Genomic DNA, 25,874 nt, shown 5'->3' with positions numbered 1-25,874 from the left:
ATCATGACCACTGCGACCTTGCCGACCACGCTAAGCGAATTGCTCCAGACCCGAGCCGCCACACTCGGCGACCAAACCGCCTACGTGTTCCTGAGCGGCCCGCCCGAACAGGAACAGGCCGTATCGATGACCTTCGCGGAGCTCGACGCACGCGCCCGCCGGGTCGCCGCGCTGCTGCAACAGAATGCGGTCGACATCGGCGACCGGGTCCTGCTGCTGTGCCGGCCGGGGCTCGACTATGTCAGCGCCTTCATGGGGTGCCTGTATGCGGGCGCCGTCGCGGTTCCCGCGTACCCGCCGCGCAACAGGCAACATATGGTGCGGATTGCCGGCATCGTCGAGAGCGCGGGCGCGCACACGATTCTGTGCTCGGCCGAGGACCATGCGCGCTGCACGACCTGGCTCGCCGATACCGACGCATCCGGCAGCACGCTGCTCGATGTCGGCGGCGCGCAAGCGCTGGATCCCGTGCACGCGCCAGCCGGCGTGCCGCCGTCGCACATCGCGTTTCTGCAATACACGTCGGGGACCACCGGCAGCCCCAAGGGCGTGATGGTGTCGCACGGCAACCTGATGCATAACCTGGGGCTGATGCGCGAATGGCTGGCCTATGACGAGCAGAGCACGATCGTCAGCTGGCTGCCGCCGTATCACGACATGGGCCTGATCAGCGTGATCCTGACGTCGCTCTACGGCGGCTTCCGGAGCGTGCTGATGGCCCCGGAGCGCTTCATCCAGCATCCGTACCTGTGGCTGCGCGCGATCAGCCGGTACCGCGCGGACCTGACGGGCGCGCCGGATTTTGCTTACCGGATGTGCTGCCGGCGGATCTCCGACGAACAACTGGCGACGCTCGACCTGTCGTGTCTGCGGGTTGCCTATAACGGCGCCGAGTCGGTGCGCGCCAGCACCCTGACGGATTTTGCGCGGCGCTTCGCCGCCGCGGGCTTCGCCGCCGACGGCTTCCTGCCGTGCTACGGGCTGGCGGAGGGGACGCTGTACGTCGCCGGCCGCACGGAGAAGCATCCGATCCGGACGCTGTGCGTCGACCAGGCCGCCCTCCAGCGGCAATCCGTGGTGCTGCGCAGCGAGTTCCTGGGGGTGTCGCCGCAACCGCTGGATCGGCCGGGCGAACGGGTTCTGGTCAGCGTGGGCCGCACCGACGGCGAACAACAGGTGATCGTGCGCGACCTGGAGACGAACGAGCGTTGCGCCGAGCGGACCATCGGCGAAATCTGCGTGGCCGGCCCGAGCGTCGCCGCCGGCTACTGGAATCTGGACGAGCAGACGCATTCGACCTTCCGGCACAGTCTGGCGGGCAATCGGGATCAGGTGTTCATGCGGACCGGCGATCTCGGCTTCATTCTCGGCGACGAGCTTTACGTCACCGGCCGGCTCAAGGACATGGTGATTCTGGCCGGCCGCAACTACTACTCGGAAGACATCGAGTACGCGCTGATCGTCGGCGTGCCGGAACTGGTGCCGAACGGTTGCGCGGCCTTCATGGACGACCAGGTCGACGCGGAGCGCCTGATCGTCGTGGCGGAAGTCGAGCGCACGCAGCGCAAGGGCAATCTCGACGGCTTCATCGACGCGATTCGCCAGGCGATCTGGAACCGCCTCGACATCGGTCCGAGCGCGATCGTGCTGGTATCGCCCGGCAGCGTGCCGAAAACGTCGAGCGGCAAGGTGCGCCGCAGCACGTGCCGCACGCAGCTGCACGACGGCGCACTGACGATCCTCGCGCAATGGGACGTCGAGGCCGGCACGCACGCGCCGGAACACGCTCGACAACAACCCGATCGCCAGCAATCCGCGCGAGCGGCATCCGGCATCGACAAGCCGGCGGCCAACGACCGCCGGCGGCACGACAGCGCCACCGTCGACGAACTGAACGACTGGCTCAAGCACTACGCGCGCACGCGGATCGATTCGCGAACCATCGACGAGCGTCGCACCATTCCGCCGCACGTCGTGCTCGATTTCGGGAACCAGGGCCTCCTCGGCATGCCGATCGACCGTTCGTATGGCGGCCTCGGCCTCGGCCATCGCGACATGTCGCGCGTGTTTGCGCAGCTGGCCGCGATCGATTCGACGCTGGCTTTCTTTGTCGTCCTGAACAACACGCTCGGGATCCTGCCGATCATGCAGCACGCCCAGCCGGCCTTGCGCGAGGAATTGCTGCCGAGCCTCGCGAGCGGCCGGATGCTCGCCGCGTTCGCGATCACGGAGCCGGCCGCGGGCTCCCACCTGCGCGCGATCGCGTCCCGCGCGCAGCGCATCGACACCGGCGACTGGCTGGTCACCGGGAACAAGAGCTGGAGCGGCTCGTCCGCATGGGCGGGGATCATCAACGTGTTCGCCAGGCAGGCCGACGGCGCGGGGATGGTCGGCCTGGCGGTGCGCCCCGGCACGCCGGGCGTGCGGATCGGCGCCGAGGAGCTGACGATGGGCGTGCGCGGCATGATCCAGAATTCGCTGCATCTGGATCGGGCGCGGATCAGCGACGCGCACCGGCTCGGCGACGTCGGGCAGGGGATGCTCGTGGCGCAGCACGCGATGAACATTGCGCGCCTCGGCATCGCGGCCGTCAGCGTGGGCGGCATGAAACGCTGCGCGCAGCTGATGCATCGCTACGGGGCGCGGCGCCAGATCGGGACCGGGCTCCTGCTGGACAATCCGCTGAGCCGCCTGCGCCTGGGCGAGCTGCGGCACCGCATCGACGGGCTCGACGCGCTGGTCGAGCACCTGGCCGCCGAGCTGGACCTCGGCGTCGCGGTGCCTGAGGACTGCCTGCTGATTTCGAAGATTCTCGGCTCCGAGCTGCTGTCGCAATCGGCCGACGAGATGATGCAGTTCCTGGGCGGCCGGGGCTATATCGAGACCAACCTCGCACCGCAGATCTTCCGGGACGCGCGCCTGACCCGCATCTTCGAGGGGCCGACCGAAACGCTGCTGGTTCACCTGGGCAGCCGCCTGCTCAACGGGAGCGACGATCTGCTGCGTTATCTGGAGACCGCGCTGGGCGCCGGCGTGCTGGCCAGGGAGCTGCGCCGGCTGGGCGAACAGCTGTCGGAAGACGGGCTCGCCAATGCGTCGAAGCTCGACGGCGCCGCGCATGCCGCGGTCTGGGTCAATTACTGGCTCGGCACGGTCGCTCAATGGGGCTTGCTGCTGGCGGTGATCGAGCGTGCGGCTGCGCAGCAGCGCATCGGCGACGGGGCGCTGCGCTGGGTGCAGAGCCAGTACGAACTCGCGATCGAGGCTGCCCAGCGTCAGGTCGGCCTGCGGTCCGCCCTGTCCACGTCGGCGGAATTGAACGACTGGGCGGCGCGCAACGCGTTCGAGGTCGGCTCGATCGAACAGACGATCCCGGGCGCGAGCCAACCCGTCGATCCGTTGCTGGACGCCGCGGCAGGCGCGCCTTCGGTCTCCCGCGAGCCTGATGAGCGCTATGAGCGCGCCGGCGAAGACGCCGGTTCGGCGGCGGCTCCGATCGTGACCGAGCCGGCGAGCCTGATCGATCGCCAGCAGGTTCATGCCCTCGAACAATGGTTCATTGCGTGGCTGGGCGAGCGCCTCAAGCACCGCAAGCTTCGATTGACGCGCGAGTCGACGTTCGCCGAGATCGGCTTCGACTCGATCCTCGCCGTCGAAATGACGATGGTAGTCAGCGAGACGTTCAGCGTGACCGTCGATCCGTCGGCGGTCTGGGATTACCCGTCCATTCGCGCGCTGGCCGCCCATCTCGCGCCCCGGCTTCGCGGCGCTGCGCCGGCGGTTGCCGAAGCGCACGCCGATTCCGATGTCCATTCGCCCATTGCAGCCCAACCTTCGACCCTGTGAGACCGCCCAACATGCGCACCCGATTCGACTTTGGTGAATCCCCTACCGTCCTGGCCCGGCAGCTCGAACACTATCTCGACGCGTATCCCAACGAAACGCGCGCCTTGCTCGGCCTGTCGGCCGGCACCGCGATCGGCGTCGAGGTGCTCGACAAGGAGTTGCCGGTCAGGCTCGAGCAACACACGCATGCGGCGACGCTGCGCATCGGCCGGCGCGACGCGCAGCGCGTGATGGCCTATACGCGCAGCTGCAACTGGGCGAACGGCATCGTGCTGGTGCCGACGCTGGCGCGCCTGGTGTTCGCCGGCGCGTTCCGCGGCCTGCGGGCCGGGACGCCCCGCGCGATGCGCGCGTTCGCGATGGCCCGCCAGCCCGACCCGACCCGCAACCTGGGGGTGCTGTGGGGCGCCCTCAACCTGTTGAGCCTGGCCGGCTGGCTGACCCTCGATCGCGGCGACGAAAACGCCGAATATGCGCTCACCCCGGCCGGCGAATATGTCGTCGCGTGCGTCGAGCGCGCCCGACCGCTGTTCGAGCAACTGGCGAATGCCACGTCGGTGCTCCAGCATCTGCACGCGCTGTGTCATCGAAAACGCGCGGCGGCCGACGAGAGCGTGCTGTATGCGCAGCTCGCGCGGATCTGCGTGGCGGGCTGGCCGGAGCTGCCGGTCCCGGCCAGCGATCTGGAGCGCCAGGTGAATGGACAGCTGCGCACCGCGATGGACGGCCTGCTGCTCGGTCCGACCTGGGTCGCGCTCGATATGCCGGTGTTCGACAAGCAGCCGGATGGCCAGTATTCGCAGTCGGCGCCCGGCATCTTCGACAAGCTCGACGAGCAGCCCGGCGGGGTCGCGGTCGGCGCCTGGATGCATGCGGACCCGGTCGTCCTGCACGCGGCGTGGTCGCTGATGTGCAAGTTCGGCATGGCGGAAATCGATCGGGAAAAGGTGCGCCTCACCGAGTCGGGCCGGATTCACCGGCCGATCGCCGCGCCTTACGCCGGGTTGCCCGCGTCCTATCTGCGTTCGTATGCGCTGCTCGACGAACTCCTGTTCGGCAATCCCGATCCGCTCGATATCGACAGCGACGGCCACGTCGATCGCGTGATGAACGTGTATGCGTCGAGCGGCGCCGGGTCGGGGCCGGCGTCGCAGGAAATCACGACGAAAATCCTGCGCGAGCTGTTCGACGACACGCCGCTGGATCGCCAGCCGGCCGGCATCGCCGACATGGGCTGCGGCGACGGCAGCGCGGTGAAGCGCCTGGCCGAATACGTCATCAACTCGACGCGGCGCGGCCGGCACCTCGCGGACTATCCGCTGCTGGTGATCGGCGCGGACTACAACGAATCCGCGCGAGGCCGGGCCGCCGCCACCTTGTCCGCGCTGAAGGACATACCCGGCGTCCAGGCGCGCGTGATCGCCGCCGACATTTCCCAGCCCGACCGCTACGACGAAGCGGTGGCCGAAAGCGGCCTGACCGTCAGGCAGCCGGACGGCAGCGTGCGCCCGGTGCGGCTGAGCGATCTGCTGCATACCTTCATGTTCCTGGTCCACAACCGCCGGTTGAGCATCCGGCGCGAGGATGCGGCCGAAGCGATACTCGAGCGCCATCTCCGCACCGTCGATCGATCCAGCCTGCGCGCGGTCGTCGACCAGTACTATCCGGGCCTCCTGAAGGTATCGGAGCAGGCCGAATACCCGGTTGCGCTCGACGAGATCAAGCGTGCGTTCAAGGTGGCGTACAGCGATGCGGAAGGCCTCGTGCCCGGTTATGTGGCGGCGGCGGATCTGATCGATTTCCTGACCCGCTGGAAGCGCCACGCGAAGCACGGCTTTCTCATCGTCGAAGGACATAGTCCGTGGGCGGAAAATCTCTGCGCGAACGCGCAGGGCGGACCGGACGGGTGGTTGCGCACCGAGCAGCTCCCGTCGGTGTTCAACTGGGGCATGCATTTCGTGTCGCGCCAGTTCATGGCGCCGTTCAATGAATTCATGCTCGCGTTGACCCTCGCCGGCCTGCGTCCCGGCAGCGCGATCCATGGGCGGATTCATCCGGAGGGGTTCCCGGGGCCGGATCTGCTGAGCGACTATCGCTTTTTCAGTATTGCAAATTACGTTGCCGATATCGGGATGAATCGCTAGGCGGACCTGCGCGCACGGTCGTGGCCGGTGTTGCCGATGTCCCGTGATCCGGTGGCAGACGCGCGCCGGCGCACCGACGCGGATCGAACCCTGCGGCGAGGGCATCGTGCTCCGGCCCGTCCCGAATACGCCTTGTCGGCGGGCGGGACGGTCGCGCAGGCAGGCGGCGGAGCGATCTGCGGGTGCCGGATGAAGCCGGATCCGGCTAGTTTCCCGCGTTGCGCCGATACAGGCTCAGCGCCACGGCCAACCCCGCCAGCATGCCGGCACAGCCGCGATTGAGCCATCGCAATGCGCGCCCGGACAGCGCTTTCATCGCATGGTGCCCGCCGATTGCGTACACGCTCATCAGGGCGATATCGATCAGTGCGGTCGTGATCGCGAGCGTGACGTACTGCGGCGCGACAGCCGCGCGCGCATGAATGAACTGCGGCAGAAAGGCGGAGAAGAACAGCAGGCCCTTGGGATTGGACAACGCGACCAACAGCGAACGCCTGAAGGCGGACCAGCCGTCATATGCCGCGACCGTCTCCGTTTTGTCGGGGCGGGCGAGCGTCGCCGGCGCGCGCCAGAGCGCCCACGCGAGATACAGCAGATAGGCGGCGCCAAGCCATTTCACCGCGGCGAACAGTTGCTCCGATGCCTGCAGGATTGCGCCGAGCCCGCAGCCCACGGCGCCGATCAGGATCAGATCGGACAAGGCGGCGCCGGCGATGCCGTAGGCCGCGACGCGCAGGCCGCGCGTCGCGCCGTTGTTCAGCGCCAGCAGCATCGTGGGGCCGGGCGTGATGGTGACGGCCGAGACCGTAATCACGTACAGCAGAAGTGTCGTTGAATTCACGTTTCGGCTCCGGAATGGGTGGACAAGCGCCGATCTGCGCGGCCCGCTATCCCGGCCGCGCCGTCAGTCCGTCATTTCTTCTCGGGCAGGAACCAGTTCATCACCAGTGCGCAGATGCCGCCCGTGGCGACGCCCGATTCCAGCACGTTCTTGAGCGCGTGCGGCAGGCTGGCGAGGATCTCCGGCACCTGCGACACGCCGAGGCCCAGCGCCAGCGACACCGCGATGATCAGCAGCGCGCGGCGGTCCAGCCGGATGCCCGCGAGGATGTTGATGCCGGACGCGGCCACCGCGCCGAACATCACCATCGCGGCGCCGCCGAGCACGGGCTCGGGCACGGCCTGCAGCACGCCGGCCACCGGCGGGAACAGGCCCAGCACGACGAGCATGCCCGCGATCCAGAGGCCGACGTGGCGGCTCGCGATGCCGGTGAGCTGGATCACGCCGTTGTTTTGCGCGAACACGGAACTGGGGAAGGTATTGAACACGCCGGCCAGCAGCGAGTTGGCGCCGTTCACCAGCACGCCGCCCTTGATGCGCTGCATCCACAGCGGGCCTTCGACGGGCTGCTTCGAGATCTTGCTGGTGGCGGTGACGTCGCCGATCGCCTCGAGCGACGTGACGAGGTAGATGATCAGCATCGGCACGAACAGCGGCCACGAGAACCCGATGCCGAAGTGCAGCGGGGTCGGGATCTGGAACAGCGCGGCTTCGTGTGCGCCGGTGAAGTCGAGCCGGCCCATGAACGCGGCCGCGAGATAGCCGACCGCGAGCGCGATCACGAGCGCGGTGCTGCGTACCCAGACGACGGGCACCCGGTTCAGCAGGATGATGGTGCCGAGGACGAGCCCGGAGAGCGTCAGGTTGTCGATGCTGGCGAAGGTGCCCTTGGCCATCGCGCCGTAGCCGCCGCCCATGCTGACGAGGCCGACCTTGATCAGCGTGAGGCCGATCAGCAGCACCACGATGCCGGTGACCAGCGGCGTGATGAGGCGCTTGATGAACGGCAGGATGCGCGACACGCCCATCTCGACGAACGAGCCGGCGATCACGACGCCGAAGATGGCGGCCATCACGGTCTCGACCGGGGTGCCCTGCTTGACCATCAGGCTGCCGCCGGCGATCAGCGGGCCGACGAAGTTGAAGCTGGTGCCCTGCACGATCAGCAGGCCCGCGCCGAGCGGGCCGAAGCGCCGGCACTGGACGAAGGTCGCGATGCCGGAGATCACCAGCGACATCGACACGATCAGCGTCGTGTCGCGGCTCGGCACGCCGAGGGCCTGGCAGATCAGCAGGCCCGGCGTGACGATCGGCACCAGGATCGCCAGCAGGTGCTGCAGGGCGGCGACGAAGGCGACGGTCGGGGCCGGCCGGTCGTCGGGGCCGTAGACGAGGTCGCGGGCGGGTTCGGCGTCGTCGGCGCCGTGGGAAGCGGGTTGGTCGAGGGAGGCGGGTTGCATGGCGGAGCGGCCGGTCGGGATGGAAAGTGCAGGATTTTAACGGGAAGGCCCGCCGCCCTCCCGGAAACGGCCGCCGAACGTCAGTGCGCGCCGGCCGCCGCGTCGGCGCCGCCCGCCGCCTTCGACGGCTTCGTGATCCAGATCAGCGGGATGATCGCGATGAAGACGACCGCCGAAATGTAGAAGATGTCGTTCAGCCCCATCACGGCCGCCTGCGCGTCGACGGAGGCGTTGAACAGCGCGTGCGCCGAGTCCGGGTTCAGGTGCAGCATCGAGCGCGTCGCGTCGATCTGCTGCGTGAACGCCGGATTGTTGACGCTCGCCTGCTCGCTGAGCCGCACGTGATGCAGGATGGTCCGGTTGTTCCATGCGTTGCCGATCACCGATGTGCCGACCGCGCCGCAGAACGTCCGGCCGAAATTGGACAGGCCCGCCGCCGCCGGAATTTTCTCCGGCGGCAGGCCGGACAGGATGATCGACGTCAGCGGCACGAAGAACATCGCCATCGGAATCCCCTGCAGCAGCGTCGGCAGCACGAGGTCCCAGCGCGCCACGTCGGTATAGAACTGCGTGCGCATCATGAACACGACCGCGAAGCCGATGAAGGCCAGCGTCGCGATGTAGCGCGGATCGGTGCGCGGCAGGATCCGGCCCATGATCGGCGTGAGCACCACGGCGAACAGGCCGAGCGGCGCGGTCGTGAGCCCGGAATCGACGGCCCGGTAGCCGAGATAGCCCTGCATCCATTGCGGCAGCAGCACGAGCGTGCCGAAGAACATCCCGTACGCGACCGAGATCGCGATCGTGCCGCCCGCGAAGTTGCGCTGCGTGAACAGCCGGATGTCGACGACCGGATTCTGTTCGGTCAGCTCCCAGACGAGGAAGAACGCGAAGCCGATCAGCGCGACGATGCCGAGCGCGACGATCACCGGCGAGTTGAACCAGTCGAGGTCCTTGCCCTTGTCGAGCATGATCTGCAGCGACGCGACCCAGACGACCAGCAGCACGAGGCCGACCGTATCGATCGGCAGGCGGCGCGTCGCCGATTCGCGATCGCGGAACACGGCCCAGGTGACGGCGGCCGCGAAGATGCCGACCGGGATGTTGATGTAGAAGATCCACGACCAGTTGTAGTCGTAGGTGATCCAGCCGCCGAGCGACGGCCCGGCGATCGGGCCGACGAGCGCCGTCATCGACCACAGCGCGAGCGCGCTCGAGGATTTCTGCTTCGGCCACGCGCCGAGCAGCAGCGCCTGCGACAGCGGCGCGAGCGGCCCCGCGACCACGCCTTGCAGGATCCGCGCGGCGAGCAGCGTCGGCAGGTTCGGCGCGATCCCGCACATCCACGACGCGATCACGAACAGCAGGATGGACGCGACGAACAGGCGCACCTGGCCGAAGCGCTGCGTCAGCCAGCCGGTCAGCGGGATCGACACCGCGTTCGCGGCCGCGAAGATCGTGATGACCCACGTGCCTTCGTCGACGGAGACGCCGAGATCGCCGGAAATCGTCGGAATCGCGACGTTTGCGATCGACGAGTCGAGCACGTTCATGAACATGGCGAGCGATACCGCCAGCGTGCCGAGCGCCAGCTTGCCGCCCGTCAGGGGACGCGGAGTGGAGTGGGAAGACATGTCGGCCTGGTTTCTCGGGATAGTGTGATGTCACGCGAGCGGCGGGCGGCCGGTTTCGCGTGCTTGCGTGTGGCGGGCGCGGCGGGGGGCGGAGCGGAGCAGCTTGAACATCACGCCCGCGCGCGGCGGACGGCGTGCGCGGCGCTGGGGGCGATGTCGTGCGGCCGGCTTCGGCGCATGACCATCGTCACCGTGTTCGGACATCCGCACAGACTAGTGACGCGCACGCGCGCCATCAATGTCGGCGCCGACATCAATTAATCACGATACGGGCAAGAATCGTTCCGGAGCGGCGCGGCACGGCGGCCGCGCCCGGATGACGCGAGCGGGCGGCGAGCGCCGTCACGCGGGCGGCGAATGGGGCGTCAGCGCGTCGAAGAATGCGACGGCATGTTCGATGAACGCCCGCACCTTGGCGGGCAGCAGCGTGCGCGAACTGTACGCGAGACGCAGCTCGGTCGCGGCGTCGACGATCCTGAACGGCTCGAGCACGCGGACGAGCCGGCCGGACGCCAGGTCGTCCTGGACCAGCGGGCTCGGCAGCAGGCCGAGGCCGAAGCCCTGCAGCACCATGCCGAGGTTGAAGACGGCGTTGTTCGATGCGATTTCGTAGCGAAACGGTACGGCCACGTCGTCGTCGCCGACGCGGAACGTCAGCTCGGCCTTGCGGATCGACGGCGATATCGCGACGAATACGTGCGCATCGAGGTCGGCAGGGGCCTGCGGCGCCGCGTGCTGCTTCAGATAGTCGGGCGATGCGACGAGCGTAAACGGAATGCGCTCGACGAGCCGCGTGACGACCGTGTCGGACGTCAGCATGAACGGCAGCAGCAGGCCCACGTCGAAGCCCTCCGCGACGAGATCGACCGGGCGCTCGGCCAGCGTCACGTCGATGTCGATCTTCGGGTGCTTGCGCTTGAAGCCCGCCAGCAGCGGCGTGATGCGGCTCGTCGCGGCCGTTGCGTGCGCGATCACGCGCAGCACGCCGGTCGGCTCGCGCGCCAGCATCGATGCGCCTTCCTCGAGCGCGTCGAGATCGGCGAGCACGCGCATGCACCCTTCGTAGAACTGTTCGGCGGCTTCCGTCAGCGAGATCTGGCGCGTCGTGCGATTGAACAGCCGGATGCCGAGCCGTTTCTCGAGCCCGGCGATCGCGCGCGACACCACCGGCGCGGAAAGTCCGAGGATATCCGCCGCGCGCCTGAAGCTGCGCGCTTCGACGACCGAGCAGAAGATCCGTAAGCTATCGATGTACTCCATTGCAGACCGTAGAAAGAGGCGTCGCGAAGGGGGGCTTTCCGGCAGGTCCGCTTGCGCAGGGCATCGCTGAAGCGCCGGACCGGGGCGGCTTGCCCGTTGCTTAGTTTGCGTTGGCCAGTTCCGCGTCGATCGCGGCGACGAGCGCGGGATTGTCCGCGCCGACGTCGGGCGCGAAGCGCGCCACCACCGTGCCGTCGCGGGCCACCAGGAACTTCTCGAAGTTCCACAGCACGTCCGGCGCCGGGTTCGGCTCGATGCCATACCCCTTCAGACGCTCGCGGAACGGACCGTCGTCCGTGGCCTGCGGCTGGGCCTGCGTGAGCGCGCGATAGAGCGGATGCTGATCGTCGCCCGCGACCGAAATCTTCGAGAACAGCGGAAACTTCACGCCGAACGTCGCGGTGCAGAACGCGTGGATCTCGTCGTTGGTGCCCGGCTCCTGGCCCTTGAAGTTGTTCGCCGGAAACGCGAGAACTTCGAGGCCGTGCTCGCGCTTGTCTTCGTAGAGTGCTTCGAGGCCCTCGTATTGCGACGTCAGTCCGCACTTCGACGCGACGTTCACCACGAGCAGCACCTTGCCCTCGAACGGGCGCAGCGTGGTCGGCGTACCGTCGATGGCGGTCAAGGGAATATCGTAGATCGTTGAGTTCATATCGGAGTTCTTCCTGTTTTCAGGTCAGGCGTGCCAAGGCTAATGGCGGGAATCGTGCGGCGACGCGTGCTCTTTCGCGTCACGAGCGCTATTGGACGTGGTCGGCAAGCATGCGAACCAGATCCTGCGCGGTGGATTGCAGGCTGCTCAGCTGCCCGCGCTCGAGATCCAGTTGACGACTCAGCGCCACGGGCACCTCGCGGGCCGCCTCGCGAAGTGCGAGGCCCTCCGGCGTCAACTCGACGAGTACCCGGCGTTCGTCATCCGCGTCCCGATAGCGAACGATATGCCGGGCCAGTTCCATCCGCTTCAGGAGCGGGGTGAGGGTGCCGTTGTCCAGATGGAGGCAGGATCGCAGCTCGCCGACGGTCACGCGCCCCCGCTCCCAGAGGACCATCATCACCAGATATTGCGAATAGGTGAGGCCAAGCGGCGCAAGCAGCGGCCTGTAAAGGCGTTGCAACAGGTTGGTCGCCGCATAGAGCGGGAAGCAGACCTGCCGGTCGAGCTTCAGTTCGTCGTAAGTCTCGGGTTGCTTCATCGATCTTCGTGCCGGTGAGGTGCCGGGTGCAAGTGGCGACGGACTGATCGGTCGGCCATGGCCGACGGCGCTGTCACGGACGGGCCGCGTCGGCGTGAGCCATCCGTCGCATCGGGTGACGACGATATTATATGGCTAGCGATATATTGGCAAGCCATGTATGTGCGATGCCGCTGGCGGGAACAGCGCACTCACACGATCTGAACCGGAACCTCGTGGATATCGTTGTTGCCGTACCCCAGCCGGTTCCACTCGGCGCACGCGGGCTGAGTCCGGCCGGCAAGATCGGTGGCCCGGGCGCGCAGCGTGACGACGCCCGGCTCGCGGGCCTGGGTGATCAGTTCCCACCACTGCCAGCTGTGACGCTTGCGCTCGCTGACGAGATGCGCCTCCTGCCAGCTTCCGCTGCCTACGCTCACTTCCACGCGCGCGATGGGCGCGGCGCCGGACCATGCCACGCCGCGGATCGCCAGTTCCCCGTGGCGGATCTCCTGGCCGGGCGCCGGCTCGGTGATCAGGGCCCGCACGTGCTGCAGCGTGACCGGCTCCCGGACGGCCTCGTCGTTGCGTGTCCATTCATACCAATACTTGGTCGTCTGGTAATACCCGGCAAAGGGCTGGTCGATGAGCTGGATGTCGGACAGCCATTTGACCGATGCGACGGCATACCAGCCCGGAACGACGAGGCGCAGCGGATAGCCGTGATGAATCGGCAGTGGCTCGCCGTTCATCGCATAGGCCAGCAGCAGGTCCGCATCGCGTGCATCGCCAAGCTGGAGACTGCGCTCGAAGCGGATCGGCTCCGCGAGACCTTCTACCGTTCCGCCGTCGGCGCCCCGGAACAGCACCTCGCGCGCCGTCGGACGCACGCCGGCCCGGTCCAGCACTTCCACCAGCGGCACGCCGGTCCACTCCGCGGTGCTGACGGCGCCCAGGTCCCATTTCTCGCCCTCGACGGCGGGATGAAACCTCGTGCGACCGTTTCCGGCGCACTCGAGCGTGACGACATGCGTCTGCGACGGCATGTTGTGAAGGTCGCGCAAGCCGAGGCTGAGCGGTCGCTCCACCAGACCGCCGACGGTGAGCCGAAAGGCCGCCGGGTCGAGTCGTGGAATCTGGAAGTGATTGCGCACGTAGAAGTGCGCGTTCGGCATCACCACGCCGCCGATCAGCGCCGGAATCGACGTCTCGCAGTTGAGCGGATGCGCGCGATGGACGAGCAGGCCGTCCTCGAGGGCGTTCTGGCAGGCTTCTTCGGGATCCACGGCCGGCACGATCTCGCTCACCGGCATCGCTGCGCCGCAGCCGCCGCTTGCGATTACGCGCGCGCACGTCGAGGCGGGATAGATGTCGAGGCTTCCCGCCATCTCGAACGGCTTCATGAACTCCCGCAGGCGGTTCTCGTCATCCGCCTCGACGATGAAGTACGCGGTGTGCTCGTTCCGCACGACCGCCTCGCCCCGAATCTCCACCCCGTATTGTCTGACATTGGGACGGCTCAGGTGATTCAGCAGCATGGCTCCCATGTCGGGATCCTGAGCCGGGCAGCGCTCGGCGGGGTGCTGGTGCCGGACAACGAACAGTGCCATGGTTGCCCCCGGACTTCGGTTCGATCGAATTTAAATTCTAGGTCCGATGCCCCGAAACCGTCCGCCGGTTCAATCATCGCGGGCAGTCCTCGACTGCCGGGTTGCCGCTCCGACGTGAACGGCGACTTGTACGCCGGTAACGATACGACCCGGTGGGGGACCTCAGTAGTCGCTCGGGGGGATTGTCGGATTGACGAGAATTCACTCATCGCCGCGCAAGTACGCGCGGCTGGCTGTGGGTGCTCTTTTCCATGACCTTGCGTTGCAGCTGCATCAATCCATAGATCAACGCCTCGGCAGTCGGCGGGCAGCCCGGAACGTAGACGTCCACCGGCACTATCCGGTCGCAGCCGCGCACCACCGAGTAGCTGTAGTGATAGTAGCCCCCGCCGTTGGCACACGACCCCATCGACACGACGTATCGCGGTTCGGCCATTTGATCGTAGACCTTGCGCATGGCCGGAGCCATCTTGTTGGTCAATGTGCCGGAAACGATCATCAGATCGCAATGTCGCGGTGATGCGCGAGGGATCATGCCAAAGCGATCCATGTCATATCGGGCCCCCGCGGCATGCATCATTTCGACTGCGCAGCATGCGAGACCGAACGTCATGTACCAAAGGCTGTTTTTCTGTGCGGCCGCCAGGACGGCCTCGAGCGAGGTCACGATGAAGCCGTCTTTCTCCGGCGTAAATGGTTGGTCGATCATGGTTGGAAAATGGAGATCGGTTTCCCGCCGGGTGGGGCATTTGCGATGCAGTTCAAATCAAACGCCCGCACCGGCAAAGGGATGAGGGTCGTCAGAGAGGCAACGGTTCACCGTCGGTTGGAAACGTTTGATGTGCTTGCCAGTCGCCATCCTTCCGAGTCAGTCGAACCGAGTTGAGGCCGAGTGGAGCGGGCGCAATTCCCCGCATGCGCGACCACAGTTCAACCCAGGCCGGCTCGCAGGTAACGGTGATCACGTAGGGGTCGTCCGGCCCGTTGGGGAACCAGGTGCGCAGCGATTCTTTCCAGATACGCTGCTTTAGAGCAGTATCCGCGGAGACTTTCGGGGCGGTCCCGATCGTTACGTATCCTCGATCAGCCATGCTGAGGAAGGACAGGCTGATCGTCTTCCCCTGGCGAATCTCCATCGCTTTGCGCGTTCTCGAGTCGGTCATGAAACGCATCGTGAGATCCGTTCCGATCTCCAGAATCTCGACAACCCTGGAGTTGATCTGACCGGAAGCGTCGTTCGAAGACACAAAGCAGAAGGTGCAATTGCTGACGATTTCGTGCGCTTGTTGAAGGAGTTGACTTGCATTCATGATGATGTGCGGCAGGGTTTCAGGAAGACCACGAAAACCAACGGAAATTGACCCAACATCACGTTGAGTGTCTGAGTAGTCGCTCCAATGGTGAGGGTTGAGCATCAAAGTCCCGCATGCGACAGACCCTGCCGTAGAAGCCAGCCGGTCCGGCAGGGAGTGCATACTCAATGCACTATGTGCAACTGTATACGTCGTGCACAATTTTGGCAATGTGCGACCGGTTTGCCCGCTGATGGATGGCCGCCACGTAGAGCATCGTGCGTTTCGGCAGCCGGTACTGGACGGCTGCGCTGACCTGGTGCGCATGCGCGTTGTCGAGCGCGCCGTTGCCTTTCGTGTAGGTGTAGCTCGCGTCGACCACCGACACCGGCGACGGCCGCCACGCGCTGGTGGCCGGCTCGTGACGAGCGGCGTGGACCGGCGTCAGGCCGTCGAATACCCGCCGTCGACCGGCACGACCGCGCCGGTGACGAACGGCGCGGCGGGCGAACACAGGAACAGGATGACGTCCGCCACCTCGTCGGCCTTGCCCCAGCGTCCGAGCGGCGTGCGCTCGAGGATGCATTGCGACGCCAGGCGATCGGCCATCAGGTGGCGGCTCAACGGCGTATCGATCCAGCCGGGCGCGACCGCGTTCACCCGGATGCCGTGGCGGGCCCAGGCCTGCGCGAGCGAACGCGTGAGCTGCGCGATGCCGCCCTTGCTGCCGAAATACGAGAACATCGACGCAATGTTGACGATGCTGCCGCCGCCTGCCATGAGCGCCGGCAACGCGGCGCCGGACGCGCGCATCACCGGTGTCAGATTGGTGTTCAGCACGTGCTCGAACACGTCCATCCGGTATTCGTTCGCGTCGCGGCTGATGCCGACGCCGTTGACGAGCGCGACGAGCCGCGGCAGCGACGCGATTGTGCGCGACAGCGCTTCGACGTCGGCGACGTCGAGTTCGATGCGGCAAACGCGCGGATGAATGGGCGCATGCGCGCCCGCAGCATCGAGCCCGAGCGCGACGACCGATGCGCCCGCATCCGCGAAGCGGCGCACGGCTGACGCATCACCGCAGCTGCACGGCCGCCAGAAACAGCACCATGCTGCCGATCGCGCCGTCGAGCACGCGCCACGCGACCGCCTTCCGGAACCACGGCGCGAGCAGCCGCGCACCGTACCCCAAACCGAGGAACCACACGACGCTGGTGGTCATCGCGCCGATCGCGAACGCGAGCCGCGCGCCTTCCGGCTCGCGCGCGCCGGCCGTGCCGATCAGCAGGAACGTGTCGAGATAGACGTGCGGGTTGAGCCACGTGAACGCGAGCGTCATCAGCACGACGGCGAGCCCGCTCTGCGGCGGCGGCGCGACGCCGTCGCCGCGCACGTCGAGCGTCGCGTGCCCCGGCTTGAACGCGCGCCGCAACGCGTTGAGGCCGAACCACGCGAGATAGGCGAGGCCGACGTACAGCACCGCGTGGACGAACGTCGGATAGCGTTCGACGAGCACCGACGCGCCGCCGACGCCCGCGCCGATCAGGATCATGTCGGACAGCGCGCACAGCAGCACGATCTTGCCGATGTGCGAGCGCATGATGCCCTGACGGAGCACGAACGCATTCTGCGCGCCGATGGTGACGATGAGCGACGCGCACAGCGCCGCGCCATGGGAAAAAGCGAGCCAGTTCATGATGGTGACAGCAGTAGACGAAAGAATCGAGTGACGCTAGTCTGCGAGGACTGACCGGCTAAGAAAAGCTAAATCAGCTAATGGTGATTAAGGAAATCTGATGCTCGACTATGCATTGCTCGACGCGCTCGCGGCGGTGATCCGGCACGGCTCGTTCGAACGGGCGGCGAAGGAGCTGAACGTTACGCCGTCGGCGGTATCGCAGCGCGTGAAACTGCTCGAGGAGCGCGTCGGCAGCGTGCTCGTGAAGCGCGGGCAGCCGTGCGTCGCGACCACCTCCGGCGCGCTGCTGTGCCGCCATACCGAGCGCGTGCAGCTGCTCGAAGCGGAGCTGTCCGGACGGATGCCCGCGCTGCCGGGCGCGCTCGCGGCCGACTGGCCGACGTTGCGCGTCGCGGTCAACGACGACAGCGTCGCGACGTGGTTCATCGACGCGGTGGCGCCGTTCTGCGCGGAGCGCGAGACGCTGCTCGATCTCGTGATCGACGATCAGGACCACACCGCGGCGCGCATCCGCGACGGCAGCGTGCAGGGCGCGGTGACCGCGCAGGCCGAGCCGATCCAGGGCTGCCGCTCGACGCGGCTCGGGCGCATTCGCTATCACGCCGTGTGTTCGCCCGAGTTCCATGCGCGCTATTTCAGCGCGGGGATCAATCGCGATGCGCTGCGCCGCGCGCCGTGCGTGATGTTCAATCCGAAGGACGGGCTGCAGGCGCGTTTCATCCGGCGCGTGACGCGCGCGGATATCGATCCGCCGCAGCACTGGATACCGCACGTCGCGGGCTATCTGCGCGCGTGCGAAACGGGGCTGGGATGGGGGATGTGTCCGGACCGGATGATCGAGCGCCAGCTGGCGGCGGGGGAACTCATCGAGATGTCGGCGGGACGCACCGTCGACATCGAGCTGTACTGGCAGAGCTGGCGACTGTCGATCGGCTGGCTCGACGATTTCAGCGCGGCGCTCAAGGCGCGGGCCGCGCTGTTTCTCGATTGACGCGCGAGCGGTGACGCATCGCGCGCCGCGACCGGCCGCACGCGGTTCGTGCGGCCGGGTTCGGCGTTACACGTGGCGCAGGCCGTCGAAGTCGACGATGTGCACGAGGCGGCCGTGCATTTCGATCAGGCCGCGCTTCTGGAATTTCGACAGCGTGCGGCTCACCGTTTCGAGCGTCATGCCGAGGTAGCTGCCGATGTCCTCGCGGGTCATCCGCAGGTTGAATTCCGTCGGCGAATAGCCGCGCTTCAGGTAGCGCGACGACACGTCGAGCAGGAACGCGGCGACCCGCTCCTCGGCGTTCAGCGAACCGAGCAGCATCGTCTGCGACGTTTCGCGCACGATCTGCTCGCTCATCAGCTTGTGCATGCGCAGCTGCATCGAGCCGGCTTCGGAGCACAGCGACTTGAGCGCGCTGTACGGAATCACGCAGACGGAGCTGTCTTCGAGCGCGACCGCGGTGCGCGGGTGCGTGTCGTCGCAGATGCCGTCGAGGCCGAGCGCTTCGCCCGCGAGGTGCAGGCCGGTGACTTGCTCGCGGCCGTCGTGACGCGTCGCGACGGTCTTCAGCGAACCCGAGCGCACCGCGTACAGGTTGTCGAAGGTGTCGCCTTCGCGGAACAGCGCTTCGCCGCGCTTGACCGCGCGCGCGGCGCAGATGACCGTCTCGAGGCGGCTGAGCGCTTCGGGTGCCAGGCCCTGCGGCATGCACAGGTGCCGCATCGCGCACGACGAGCAGTGCGCAGCCTGGCGAGGTGCCCAACCGGCGGTGTGAGTCGCGGTGGCGTGGCGTGTGGCGACGGGCGTCAACATGATCGGTTTCTCCGGCGTTGAATCGACGGAATCATTGTCCCACCGCAAGTTGGGGCGGTCGGGTGACAAAACGTCGCGATTCGTTGTAGGCATGACCGGCGGCGCGACGGCGTCCGTTGCGCGCGCCGGCCGGGGTTCAGTTCGGCTGTTCGCCGGTGTGCGCGGCGGTGGGAATCAGCAGCACGGGCAGTGACGCGTGCCGCACGCATTGCTCGGCGATGCTGCCGAGCACGAGCCGGCGGAAGCCGCGGCGGCCATGCGTGCCGAGCACGAGCAGGTCGGCGCCGAATGCGGTCGCGCCTTCGAGGATCAGCGACGAGACATCCGTGAGCGACGTCGCTTCGCCGAACCGGGCCTCGCCCTTCACGCCGGCGGCCTGCATCCGCTGGGTGTATTCCTTCGCGAGCGCGTTGCCCTGCTCGACGAGCTGATCGCGCAGCACGGAAGGATCGTAGCCGGGCACGTTGTAGTAGATCGCGGCGTTTTCGACGACGTAATACGGCTGCAGCTGCGCGCCGTGCGCTTGCGCGAGCGCAAGCGCGGCATCGAACGCGTGGCGGGAGGTATCGCTGCCGTCGACGGCAACCAGAATACGCTTGTACATGGTTTCTCCGAGATGCGGGTTGAAAGGTAACCGGCCGGAGGCCGGTGGCACGGCGCGCTGCTGCGACGCAGATTAAACGAATGCCGGCGGCCTTGCAGTGCCGTCGGCCGTGCAGCACGACGCCGACGTCGGTTGCGATCGGGCGAGTCGCGGCCGTTGCGTGTGCACGCCGCATGCAACGCCGCGGCCGATTGCTTCGCAGGACCGTCGCAGGACGATAAGCACGTCGGTGTTGGGTGCCTGTGCAACGATCGCCGGATCGACGATTCGCGGGCTTCGCCATTGAATCGCAAATGACGTCACGCGACCTGACGTCGATCAAACGACGTGCACGTCGGAACCGCGCGGCGACATGCCGGATGCGGCACGGACATGCTAGGAAAGCGGCGGACAGGGCGCCGGCGATGGAAGGGAGCGTGAAGGTGCGACGGGACGTCGCAGCGTCCGGTGTTCAGGCGCCGCGACGGTGCTGGACTGGCCGTCCGGTTCGCCGTTCGAACGTCAAAATGTCTGCTGGCGCGGCCGCCGCCGCGAGCGCGCGCATGCCGCCGCGCCATGATGGTGCGTGTCGTTTCACGGCACGTCGACGTCGCGACGCGCGCGGCAATGATGGTGCAAACGGTTGCTTCAAACGCCGCGGCTAGCGCGGCGTCGTCTTCAGCTCGATCACCCGTTCCGGCCGGCGCGCATGGCCCGGCCAGTGCTCGCGCCCCCGCATCCGGTGCACGGGGCTCACGGCCTCTTCGTCGAGCGGCTGCGGCGCATCGAAGCCCTTCTCGATCATCACGTAGCCCGCGCGCAGCGCAAGCGCCGGATGATTGCCGCCCGGCCGGCTGTCGTATCCCGCGAGGCCGTCGCTGGATTCGGGCATCGCGTTGTCGAGCGACGCATTGCTCGTCGTGACCTGGTCGGGCGACATCGGTTCGCCCCGCGCGAGGCGTGCCGCTTCGCGATTCTTGCCGTCCGTGTCGACGGTGCTGTCGTGAGCGTCGTCGTTGTACAGCTCGATGCTGCGCGGATGCGTGGAACGCATTTGTGCAGACGATTGCATCGCGGATCTCCTGGCGGCGAATCTCTCCGGATCGAAGCAAGTCCCGTTCCGGACGCGACGGGAAAAGGCGCGCGCGCGGTCGCCGCGGCCGTGCGGCGCGCGCTGATTTGTCATGATTTATTTCAGCTAGAAGATGCGTTTTCTACAGAGTATGATTCTTTTCCGACGAAGCGGCGACAGGGGATGCAGTATGGCCGCTTCCGCCCCGACCAGGGCGCCGCAACACCCTTACGGACGGATAGTGAACAAAAGAAAGCAAGGGACTTGAGGTGGCGGACTCATGCAAGCGACTACTGCCTTCACGCATCGCGGTTACCTGTTGAACTGCGCGCCCGCGCGCGCCGGCGACGGTTCGTTCAAGCCCTACGTCGTGATCTCGCGATCGAGCGACGGGGAGCTCGTCGCCAATCGTTTCTTCCCGTCGGATCTCCAGTTCAACGACGCGGACGCCGCGATCGCGCACGCGCGCGACTGGGCGGTGCGCTGGATCGACGCGAGCAGCGTCACGATCTGACGCCGGCCTCCCGCTGAAAAACGCGGTAATCTTGGCAGACCCGTCACTTTTATTTGCGGCCGCGCGCGCAGCGCCGGCTGCCTGCTTTTTGCATATGTCGAAATCGCTTGCCCGTCAGTGGGGCCTCGAAGAGATCGTCGCCGGTTTGCGCGAGTCGCGCGAGGAACTGCATCGCACGCGCCATCCGCGCGGCATCCGTGAACTCCCGTCCCGCGATGCGATCTGCAAGATCGTGACCGGCCTGCGCGCGTCGATGTTCCCGACGCATTACGGCGCGCCGGACCTGACCGACGAGACCGTCGATTATTACGTCGGCCACACGTTGGAGAGCACGCTGCGCGTGCTGTCCGAGCAGATCCGCCGCGCGCTGCCGTTCCTGCCCGAGTATGCGGATACGCCGGCCGCGGAACTCGAGGAACGCGCGTTCGACATCGCGCGCAAGTTCGGCAAGCAACTGCCGGCGATCCGCGCGCTGCTCGTCAGCGACATCCAGGCCGCGTATGCGGGCGATCCGGCCGCGCAGCACATCACGGAAATCCTGCTGTGCTACCCCGGCGTGCTGGCGATGATGCATCACCGGCTCGCGCATGCGCTGCATCGGCTCGGCGTGCCGCTGCTCGCGCGCTTCATCAATGAAATCGCGCATTCGGCCACCGGCATCGACATCCACCCCGGCGCGCAGATCGGGCCGAGCTTCTTCATCGACCACGGCACCGGCGTCGTGATCGGCGAAACGGCGATCATCGGCGAGCGCGTGCGCGTGTACCAGGCCGTCACGCTCGGCGCGAAGAGCTTCCCGGCCGATGGCGACGGCGCGCTCGTCAAGGGCAATGCGCGGCACCCGATCGTCGAGGACGACGTGGTGATCTACGCGGGCGCGACGATTCTCGGCCGCGTGACGATCGGCCGCGGCTCGGTGATCGGCGGCAACGTGTGGCTCACGCACAGCGTGCCGCCGGGCACGAGCGTCGCACAGAGCAAGGCGCGCGAGGGCGACCGCGCGGAGAAGCCGTAACGGCGACGCGGAACAGACGGCGCCGGCTGCGCGTCGCGGTCGCGTCGACTTCCTTTACGGAGCGGCGCGCGCGTCAGCGCGTGCCTGACGGCGAACGGTGCTTGTACAGCACGTCCTGATCGACGCGGATCAGGTTCTGTCCCGCATCGACGACGAAATCCACGCCGTTGTATGCGGCTCCGGTCAGCAGCAGGATCGCCCGTGCGACGTCGCCCGGCCCCGCGATGCGGGCGAGCGGCGTCGACGCGCGGCTCGCGTGTTCGAAGTCGGCCTGGGTCTGGTCGTCGCTCGGCAGCATCAGGCCCGGAAACACCGCGTTCACGCGCAGCACCGGCGCGGCCGACAGCGCGAGCATCCGCGTCAGGTTGCCCAGCGCCGCCTTCGCGACCGTGTAGCTGAAGTGGTCGCGATGGAAGTTCTCCTTGATCTTCTGGTCGACCACGTTCACGACGACGCCCTGCGCACCCGCCGCGCGCGCCCGCTCGTAGAACGCGCGCGTGAGCAGGATCGGCGCGCGGCAATTGACGGCCCACGCCTGGTCGAGCGCGGCGAGGTCGAAGCTCGGGAAGTGGTCCTGCCAGAACACCGACGCGTTGTTGACCAGCACGTCGAGGCGGCCGAAGCGCGCATAGACGGCGTCGATCAGCGCGGCCACCTGCCCGGCATCCGACAAGTCCGCCTGCAGCGCCACGGAGTCGGGCCCGCGTTCGGCGATCGCGGCGGCGGCCGCGTGCGCGGCGTCGCCCGAGCGGTCGAAGTGGATCGCGGTGCGATAGCCCTGCGCGGCGAAATACTCGGCAAATGCGCGCCCCGCCCGGCGCGCCGCGCCGGTCACGAGCACCACCGGCGCATCCGCCGTCTGCTTCGTAGGCTCCATTTACGTATTCGTCAGGTTCACTGAAGAAGGATTCGCGACGATCGACAGGAATTCGCGCCGCGTCGACGGATCGGTGCGGAACGTGCCGAGCATGCGCGACGTGACCATCTCGACGCCCGGCTTGTGGATGCCGCGCGTCGAGATGCACTGGTGCGCGGCTTCGAGAATCACGCCGACGCCTTTCGGCTGCAGCACGTCGAACAGCGTGTCGGCGATCTGCACGGTCATCTTTTCCTGGATCTGCAGACGCTTCGCGAATGCGTCGACGAGCCGCGCGAGCTTCGAGATGCCGACGACGCGGTGGTTCGGCAGGTACGCGACGTGCGCGCGGCCGATGATCGGCACCATGTGGTGCTCGCAGTAGCTTTCGAAGCGGATGTCCTTCAGCACGATCATCTCGTCGTAGCCGTCGACCTCGCTGAACGTGCGCGCGAGGATGTCGCGCGGTTCGTGCCCATAGCCGGAAAAGAACTCCTCGTACGCGCGCACGACGCGCGCCGGCGTGTCGACGAGGCCTTCGCGCGCCGGATCGTCGCCGGCCCAGCGCAGCAGCACGCGGACGGCTTCCTCGGCCTCCGAGCGGCTCGGCCGGGACGCGGCCGGTTCGGGCCGCGAGGATTTTTTACCCATGTATTCGCTCCATCGAGTACGGCCGCCTGCGGCAGCGCAATGGGGAGCATTGTTTCATGCTTTCGGCGGTCGTGCGTCGCGCGGCAACCGCACGCTCGGCTTACTTCGGCCACTCGTCCTGCTCGTCGTTGAACAGCGACGCGACGACGCCGCGCAGCCACGCGGTGCGCGGATCGTTGTGAAACTTGCGATGCCAGTGCTGCTTCAGGTCGAAGCGCGGCAGCGCCAGCGGCGGCTCGACGGGCGTGATGAACGCGTGCTCGGCCGCATACGCGTAGCCGATCGCGTGCGGCACCGTCGCGATCAGGTCGGTGCGGCTCAGGATGAACGGCAGGCTCATGAAGTGCGGCGTCTCGAGCACCGCGCGCCGGTGCATCCGCTGCTTCGCGAGATATTTCTCGAGCACTTCCTGGCTGCGTCCCTCCGCGCGCACCACCGCATGCCCGCACGCGAGGTACTGCTCGACCGTGAACGGCCGCGCCTGTTCGAGCGGATGGCCGCGCCGCATCAGGCACACGAAGCGGTGCGTGAAGAGCCGCTGCTGGAAGAAGTTGTTGCCGTCGAGATCGGGGAAGTAGCCGACCGCGAGATCGAGCGAACCGGCTTCGAGGCCGCGCCCGACTTCGTCATGCGAGAGCGACACCGAGCGCAGGTTCGCATGCGGCGCGCGCGTCGCGAACGCCTGCAGCAGCTTCGGCAGGAACACGATCTCGCCGACGTCCGACAGCGCGATCGAGAACGTATGCGTGCTCGCCGCCGGATCGAAGTCGTGCGGCGCGACGAGGCCGCGCTCGATCTGCGCGAGCGCGTCGCGCGCGGCGGGCAGCAGCGCCAGCGCGCGCGGCGTCGGCTCCATCCCGCGCGACGTGCGCACGAACAGCGGATCGCCGAAGTATTCGCGCAGGCGGCCGAGCGCCGCGCTCACGCGCGGCTGGCTGACGCCGAGCTGGTCGCCGGCGCGGCTCACGTTGCGCGTGTCGTCGAGCGCGACGAGGTAGGGAATCAGGTTCAGATCGAGCGCGTCCATCACGGCACCAATATTCGCGAAACGTATACAACTTATCTCCTGAATCGCGTTGCCGCATAGTCGGGAAAGCGCTGAAATTCGTTTCACTATTCGAATCAATGTTCAGGAGACGAACAATGCGCACCCAGGTCGCAATCATCGGCGCCGGCCCGTCCGGCCTTCTGCTTTCCCATCTGCTGCGCCTGCAAGGCGTCGATTCCATCCTCGTCGAGGCGCGGTCGCGCGAATACTGCGAGAACCGGATCCGCGCCGGCGTGCTCGAGCAGGGCACGGTCGACACGCTGAATGCGGCCGGCCTCGGCGACCGGATGCGCCGCGAAGGGCTCGAGCATCACGGCATCGAGCTGCTGTTCGGCGGCCAGCGTCACCGCATCGACCTGACCGGGCTTACCGGCGGGCGCGCGATCACCGTCTACAGCCAGCACGAAGTGGTGCGCGACCTGATCGCGGCCGGCGTCGAGCACGGCCATGAAATGCACTTCGACGCAAGCGACGTCGCGTTGCACGACGTCGACGGCGACCGGCCGTTCGTCACCTTCAAGCACGCAGACGGACGCGCGGACCGCATCGACTGCGACTACATCGCCGGCTGCGACGGCTTCCACGGGATCGCGCGGCAGACCATTCCCGCCGAGCGGCAGCGCACGTTCGAGCGCGTGTACCCGTTCGCGTGGCTCGGCATCCTCGCCGACGCGGCGCCGTCGCTCGACGAGCTCGTCTACGCGCACCACGCGCGCGGCTTTGCGCTGTTCTCGATGCGTTCGCCCGCCGTCACGCGCCTCTACCTGCAATGCCGGCCGGACGAGAACGTCGATGAATGGTCCGACGCGCGGATCTGGGACGAACTGCACACGCGCTTCTCGAACGACACGGGCTGGACGCCTTCCGAGGGCCGGATCACGCAGAAAAGCGTGACGCCGATGCGCAGCTTCGTGTCGGAGACGATGCAGTACGGGCGCCTCTTCCTCGCCGGCGACGCCGCGCACATCGTGCCGCCGACGGGTGCGAAGGGGATGAATCTCGCGGTCGCCGACGTCCGCGCACTGGCCCGCGCGCTCGGCGCGCGCTACCGGGATGGCGACGCGGCGCTGCTCGACGCGTATTCGGCGACCTGCCTCGACCGCATCTGGCGCGCCGAGCATTTCTCATACTTCATGACGAACATGCTGCACCCGTCCGAGGACGACACGCCGTTCGTGAACCGCCTGAAGCTCGCCGAACTCAAGTATGTGACGCGTTCCCGGGCCGCCGCGCAGGCGCTTGCGGAGAACTACGTGGGGCTGCCGTTCGACGACGAGACTCCCGGGGCATCCCGCCTTGACAACGCGCTGTGCGCGACTCTATGATCGGCCAATCGTTCGCTAATCGAATCTAGGTTCGAATAGCGAACAAAG

Annotated in this window: 24 protein-coding genes and 1 pseudogene; 7 read left to right on the top strand and 18 right to left on the bottom strand. The window is 67.2% G+C overall.

Annotated elements, in window-relative coordinates; translation table 11 throughout:
• Positions 1-3: 3 nt before the first annotated feature.
• A complete protein-coding gene (locus ACFIMZ_RS34400; protein ID WP_431823857.1) occupies positions 4-3,846 on the top strand; it encodes an AMP-binding protein in 3,843 nt (1,280 codons plus the stop codon).
• 11 nt (positions 3,847-3,857) lie between these two features.
• Positions 3,858-5,990, top strand: a complete 2,133-nt coding sequence (locus ACFIMZ_RS34395) for a hypothetical protein (RefSeq protein WP_431823856.1) — start codon at positions 3,858-3,860, stop codon at positions 5,988-5,990.
• Positions 5,991-6,195: 205 nt separating this feature from the next.
• Here ACFIMZ_RS34395 and ACFIMZ_RS34390 read toward each other — a convergent pair whose 3' ends face one another.
• The 3 genes from ACFIMZ_RS34390 to ACFIMZ_RS34380 form a co-directional block, all read right to left on the bottom strand.
• Positions 6,196-6,831 carry a LysE family translocator gene (locus ACFIMZ_RS34390; protein WP_431823855.1) on the bottom strand — a complete coding sequence of 212 codons (636 nt, stop codon included), beginning with the start codon at positions 6,829-6,831 and terminating at the stop codon, positions 6,196-6,198.
• 71 nt (positions 6,832-6,902) lie between these two features.
• The gene (locus tag ACFIMZ_RS34385) at positions 6,903-8,291 is read right to left on the bottom strand and encodes a uracil-xanthine permease family protein (RefSeq protein ID WP_431823854.1); all 1,389 of its coding nucleotides are present in this window, start codon (positions 8,289-8,291) and stop codon (positions 6,903-6,905) included.
• Between the two features lie 80 nt (positions 8,292-8,371).
• Positions 8,372-9,925, bottom strand: a complete 1,554-nt coding sequence (locus tag ACFIMZ_RS34380; RefSeq protein ID WP_431823853.1) for a DHA2 family efflux MFS transporter permease subunit — start codon at positions 9,923-9,925, stop codon at positions 8,372-8,374.
• A 27-nt stretch (positions 9,926-9,952) separates the two neighbouring features.
• On the opposite strand from ACFIMZ_RS34380, the gene ACFIMZ_RS34375 reads away from it, so the two are divergent.
• Complete coding sequence (locus ACFIMZ_RS34375; RefSeq protein WP_431823852.1) at positions 9,953-10,186, top strand: hypothetical protein; 234 nt, start codon at positions 9,953-9,955, stop codon at positions 10,184-10,186.
• A gap of 81 nt (positions 10,187-10,267) precedes the next feature.
• Here the strand turns inward: ACFIMZ_RS34375 and ACFIMZ_RS34370 are convergent, their stop codons facing one another.
• The 9 genes and pseudogenes from ACFIMZ_RS34370 to ACFIMZ_RS34330 all read right to left on the bottom strand — a co-directional run bounded on the left by ACFIMZ_RS34370 (position 10,268) and on the right by ACFIMZ_RS34330 (position 16,955).
• Entirely contained in the window at positions 10,268-11,185 is a 918-nt protein-coding gene (locus tag ACFIMZ_RS34370) for a LysR family transcriptional regulator (protein ID WP_431823851.1), read from the bottom strand.
• A 100-nt stretch (positions 11,186-11,285) separates the two neighbouring features.
• Positions 11,286-11,837 carry a glutathione peroxidase gene (locus ACFIMZ_RS34365; RefSeq protein WP_431823850.1) on the bottom strand — a complete coding sequence of 184 codons (552 nt, stop codon included), beginning with the start codon at positions 11,835-11,837 and terminating at the stop codon, positions 11,286-11,288.
• An 88-nt stretch (positions 11,838-11,925) separates the two neighbouring features.
• Positions 11,926-12,378, bottom strand: coding sequence for a MarR family winged helix-turn-helix transcriptional regulator (locus ACFIMZ_RS34360; RefSeq protein ID WP_431823849.1), 453 nt, complete (start codon positions 12,376-12,378; stop codon positions 11,926-11,928).
• 191 nt (positions 12,379-12,569) lie between these two features.
• A complete protein-coding gene (locus tag ACFIMZ_RS34355; RefSeq protein ID WP_431823848.1) occupies positions 12,570-13,967 on the bottom strand; it encodes a sulfite oxidase in 1,398 nt (465 codons plus the stop codon).
• Positions 13,968-14,172: 205 nt separating this feature from the next.
• Entirely contained in the window at positions 14,173-14,676 is a 504-nt protein-coding gene (locus ACFIMZ_RS34350; protein WP_431823847.1) for a NuoB/complex I 20 kDa subunit family protein, read from the bottom strand.
• Positions 14,677-14,767: 91 nt separating this feature from the next.
• Positions 14,768-15,382 (bottom strand): pyridoxamine 5'-phosphate oxidase family protein, encoded by a 615-nt coding sequence (locus tag ACFIMZ_RS34345; RefSeq protein ID WP_431823846.1) that lies wholly within the window; start codon positions 15,380-15,382, stop codon positions 14,768-14,770.
• 70 nt (positions 15,383-15,452) lie between these two features.
• Positions 15,453-15,647 (bottom strand): hypothetical protein, encoded by a 195-nt coding sequence (locus ACFIMZ_RS34340; protein WP_431823845.1) that lies wholly within the window; start codon positions 15,645-15,647, stop codon positions 15,453-15,455.
• A gap of 56 nt (positions 15,648-15,703) precedes the next feature.
• Positions 15,704-16,333: pseudogene (locus tag ACFIMZ_RS34335) on the bottom strand (SDR family NAD(P)-dependent oxidoreductase); the annotation flags it as partial.
• Position 16,334: 1 nt separating this feature from the next.
• A complete protein-coding gene (locus ACFIMZ_RS34330) occupies positions 16,335-16,955 on the bottom strand; it encodes a LysE/ArgO family amino acid transporter (protein ID WP_045564219.1) in 621 nt (206 codons plus the stop codon).
• A gap of 100 nt (positions 16,956-17,055) precedes the next feature.
• Between ACFIMZ_RS34330 and ACFIMZ_RS34325 the strand changes: the two genes are divergently transcribed.
• A complete protein-coding gene (locus ACFIMZ_RS34325; RefSeq protein WP_431823844.1) occupies positions 17,056-17,949 on the top strand; it encodes a LysR family transcriptional regulator ArgP in 894 nt (297 codons plus the stop codon).
• Positions 17,950-18,015: 66 nt separating this feature from the next.
• Here ACFIMZ_RS34325 and fnr read toward each other — a convergent pair whose 3' ends face one another.
• The 3 genes from fnr to ACFIMZ_RS34310 form a co-directional block, all read right to left on the bottom strand.
• Entirely contained in the window at positions 18,016-18,762 is a 747-nt protein-coding gene (gene fnr, locus ACFIMZ_RS34320; protein ID WP_431823843.1) for a fumarate/nitrate reduction transcriptional regulator Fnr, read from the bottom strand.
• A gap of 136 nt (positions 18,763-18,898) precedes the next feature.
• On the bottom strand, positions 18,899-19,366 hold the full coding sequence (locus tag ACFIMZ_RS34315; protein ID WP_431823842.1) for a universal stress protein: 468 nt from the start codon (positions 19,364-19,366) through the stop codon (positions 18,899-18,901).
• Positions 19,367-20,006: 640 nt separating this feature from the next.
• Complete coding sequence (locus ACFIMZ_RS34310; protein WP_431823841.1) at positions 20,007-20,417, bottom strand: DUF3005 domain-containing protein; 411 nt, start codon at positions 20,415-20,417, stop codon at positions 20,007-20,009.
• A 280-nt stretch (positions 20,418-20,697) separates the two neighbouring features.
• Between ACFIMZ_RS34310 and ACFIMZ_RS34305 the strand changes: the two genes are divergently transcribed.
• Both ACFIMZ_RS34305 and epsC read left to right on the top strand, forming a co-directional pair.
• The gene (locus ACFIMZ_RS34305) at positions 20,698-20,931 is read left to right on the top strand and encodes a hypothetical protein (RefSeq protein WP_042585026.1); all 234 of its coding nucleotides are present in this window, start codon (positions 20,698-20,700) and stop codon (positions 20,929-20,931) included.
• 94 nt (positions 20,932-21,025) lie between these two features.
• Positions 21,026-21,946 (top strand): serine O-acetyltransferase EpsC, encoded by a 921-nt coding sequence (gene epsC, locus ACFIMZ_RS34300; RefSeq protein WP_431823840.1) that lies wholly within the window; start codon positions 21,026-21,028, stop codon positions 21,944-21,946.
• Positions 21,947-22,019: 73 nt separating this feature from the next.
• On the opposite strand, the gene ACFIMZ_RS34295 is transcribed toward epsC, so the two are convergent.
• From ACFIMZ_RS34295 to ACFIMZ_RS34285, 3 genes are all read right to left on the bottom strand, one after another.
• Positions 22,020-22,823 carry an SDR family oxidoreductase gene (locus tag ACFIMZ_RS34295; protein ID WP_431823839.1) on the bottom strand — a complete coding sequence of 268 codons (804 nt, stop codon included), beginning with the start codon at positions 22,821-22,823 and terminating at the stop codon, positions 22,020-22,022.
• Entirely contained in the window at positions 22,824-23,453 is a 630-nt protein-coding gene (gene folE, locus ACFIMZ_RS34290; RefSeq protein ID WP_084907093.1) for a GTP cyclohydrolase I FolE, read from the bottom strand.
• Positions 23,454-23,553: 100 nt separating this feature from the next.
• On the bottom strand, positions 23,554-24,480 hold the full coding sequence (locus tag ACFIMZ_RS34285; RefSeq protein WP_431823838.1) for a LysR family transcriptional regulator: 927 nt from the start codon (positions 24,478-24,480) through the stop codon (positions 23,554-23,556).
• A gap of 116 nt (positions 24,481-24,596) precedes the next feature.
• Here ACFIMZ_RS34285 and pobA point away from each other — a divergent pair, with 116 nt between their 5' ends.
• Complete coding sequence (gene pobA, locus ACFIMZ_RS34280) at positions 24,597-25,826, top strand: 4-hydroxybenzoate 3-monooxygenase (protein WP_431823837.1); 1,230 nt, start codon at positions 24,597-24,599, stop codon at positions 25,824-25,826.
• The last annotated feature ends 48 nt before the right edge of the window (positions 25,827-25,874 follow it).

Origin of the sequence: Burkholderia sp. F1 (assembly GCF_050813845.1) — a bacterium.
GTDB classification, from domain to species: domain Bacteria; phylum Pseudomonadota; class Gammaproteobacteria; order Burkholderiales; family Burkholderiaceae; genus Burkholderia; species Burkholderia ubonensis.
Note: the sequence above shows the minus strand (reverse complement) of the source record. Positions and strands in the feature narration are given on the sequence as shown.

Excerpts from the sequence above, each read along its gene's own strand:
- ACFIMZ_RS34305 (WP_042585026.1), top strand. The coding sequence starts at position 20,698 with ATGCAAGCGACTACTGCCTTCACGCATCGCGGTTACCTGTTGAACTGC.
- ACFIMZ_RS34360 (WP_431823849.1), bottom strand. The coding sequence starts at position 12,378 with ATGAAGCAACCCGAGACTTACGACGAACTGAAGCTCGACCGGCAGGTC.
- ACFIMZ_RS34380 (WP_431823853.1), bottom strand. The coding sequence starts at position 9,925 with ATGTCTTCCCACTCCACTCCGCGTCCCCTGACGGGCGGCAAGCTGGCG.
- ACFIMZ_RS34310 (WP_431823841.1), bottom strand. The coding sequence starts at position 20,417 with ATGCAATCGTCTGCACAAATGCGTTCCACGCATCCGCGCAGCATCGAG.
- ACFIMZ_RS34325 (WP_431823844.1), top strand. The coding sequence starts at position 17,056 with ATGCTCGACTATGCATTGCTCGACGCGCTCGCGGCGGTGATCCGGCAC.
- ACFIMZ_RS34385 (WP_431823854.1), bottom strand. The coding sequence starts at position 8,291 with ATGCAACCCGCCTCCCTCGACCAACCCGCTTCCCACGGCGCCGACGAC.
- folE (WP_084907093.1), bottom strand. The coding sequence starts at position 23,453 with ATGGGTAAAAAATCCTCGCGGCCCGAACCGGCCGCGTCCCGGCCGAGC.
- ACFIMZ_RS34365 (WP_431823850.1), bottom strand. The coding sequence starts at position 11,837 with ATGAACTCAACGATCTACGATATTCCCTTGACCGCCATCGACGGTACG.
- ACFIMZ_RS34295 (WP_431823839.1), bottom strand. The coding sequence starts at position 22,823 with ATGGAGCCTACGAAGCAGACGGCGGATGCGCCGGTGGTGCTCGTGACC.
- ACFIMZ_RS34330 (WP_045564219.1), bottom strand. The coding sequence starts at position 16,955 with ATGAACTGGCTCGCTTTTTCCCATGGCGCGGCGCTGTGCGCGTCGCTC.
- ACFIMZ_RS34395 (WP_431823856.1), top strand. The coding sequence starts at position 3,858 with ATGCGCACCCGATTCGACTTTGGTGAATCCCCTACCGTCCTGGCCCGG.
- ACFIMZ_RS34345 (WP_431823846.1), bottom strand. The coding sequence starts at position 15,382 with ATGCTCAACCCTCACCATTGGAGCGACTACTCAGACACTCAACGTGAT.
- fnr (WP_431823843.1), bottom strand. The coding sequence starts at position 18,762 with ATGTTGACGCCCGTCGCCACACGCCACGCCACCGCGACTCACACCGCC.
- ACFIMZ_RS34400 (WP_431823857.1), top strand. The coding sequence starts at position 4 with ATGACCACTGCGACCTTGCCGACCACGCTAAGCGAATTGCTCCAGACC.
- ACFIMZ_RS34315 (WP_431823842.1), bottom strand. The coding sequence starts at position 19,366 with ATGTACAAGCGTATTCTGGTTGCCGTCGACGGCAGCGATACCTCCCGC.
- ACFIMZ_RS34375 (WP_431823852.1), top strand. The coding sequence starts at position 9,953 with ATGTCACGCGAGCGGCGGGCGGCCGGTTTCGCGTGCTTGCGTGTGGCG.
- epsC (WP_431823840.1), top strand. The coding sequence starts at position 21,026 with ATGTCGAAATCGCTTGCCCGTCAGTGGGGCCTCGAAGAGATCGTCGCC.
- pobA (WP_431823837.1), top strand. The coding sequence starts at position 24,597 with ATGCGCACCCAGGTCGCAATCATCGGCGCCGGCCCGTCCGGCCTTCTG.
- ACFIMZ_RS34285 (WP_431823838.1), bottom strand. The coding sequence starts at position 24,480 with ATGGACGCGCTCGATCTGAACCTGATTCCCTACCTCGTCGCGCTCGAC.
- ACFIMZ_RS34350 (WP_431823847.1), bottom strand. The coding sequence starts at position 14,676 with ATGATCGACCAACCATTTACGCCGGAGAAAGACGGCTTCATCGTGACC.
- ACFIMZ_RS34370 (WP_431823851.1), bottom strand. The coding sequence starts at position 11,185 with ATGGAGTACATCGATAGCTTACGGATCTTCTGCTCGGTCGTCGAAGCG.
- ACFIMZ_RS34355 (WP_431823848.1), bottom strand. The coding sequence starts at position 13,967 with ATGGCACTGTTCGTTGTCCGGCACCAGCACCCCGCCGAGCGCTGCCCG.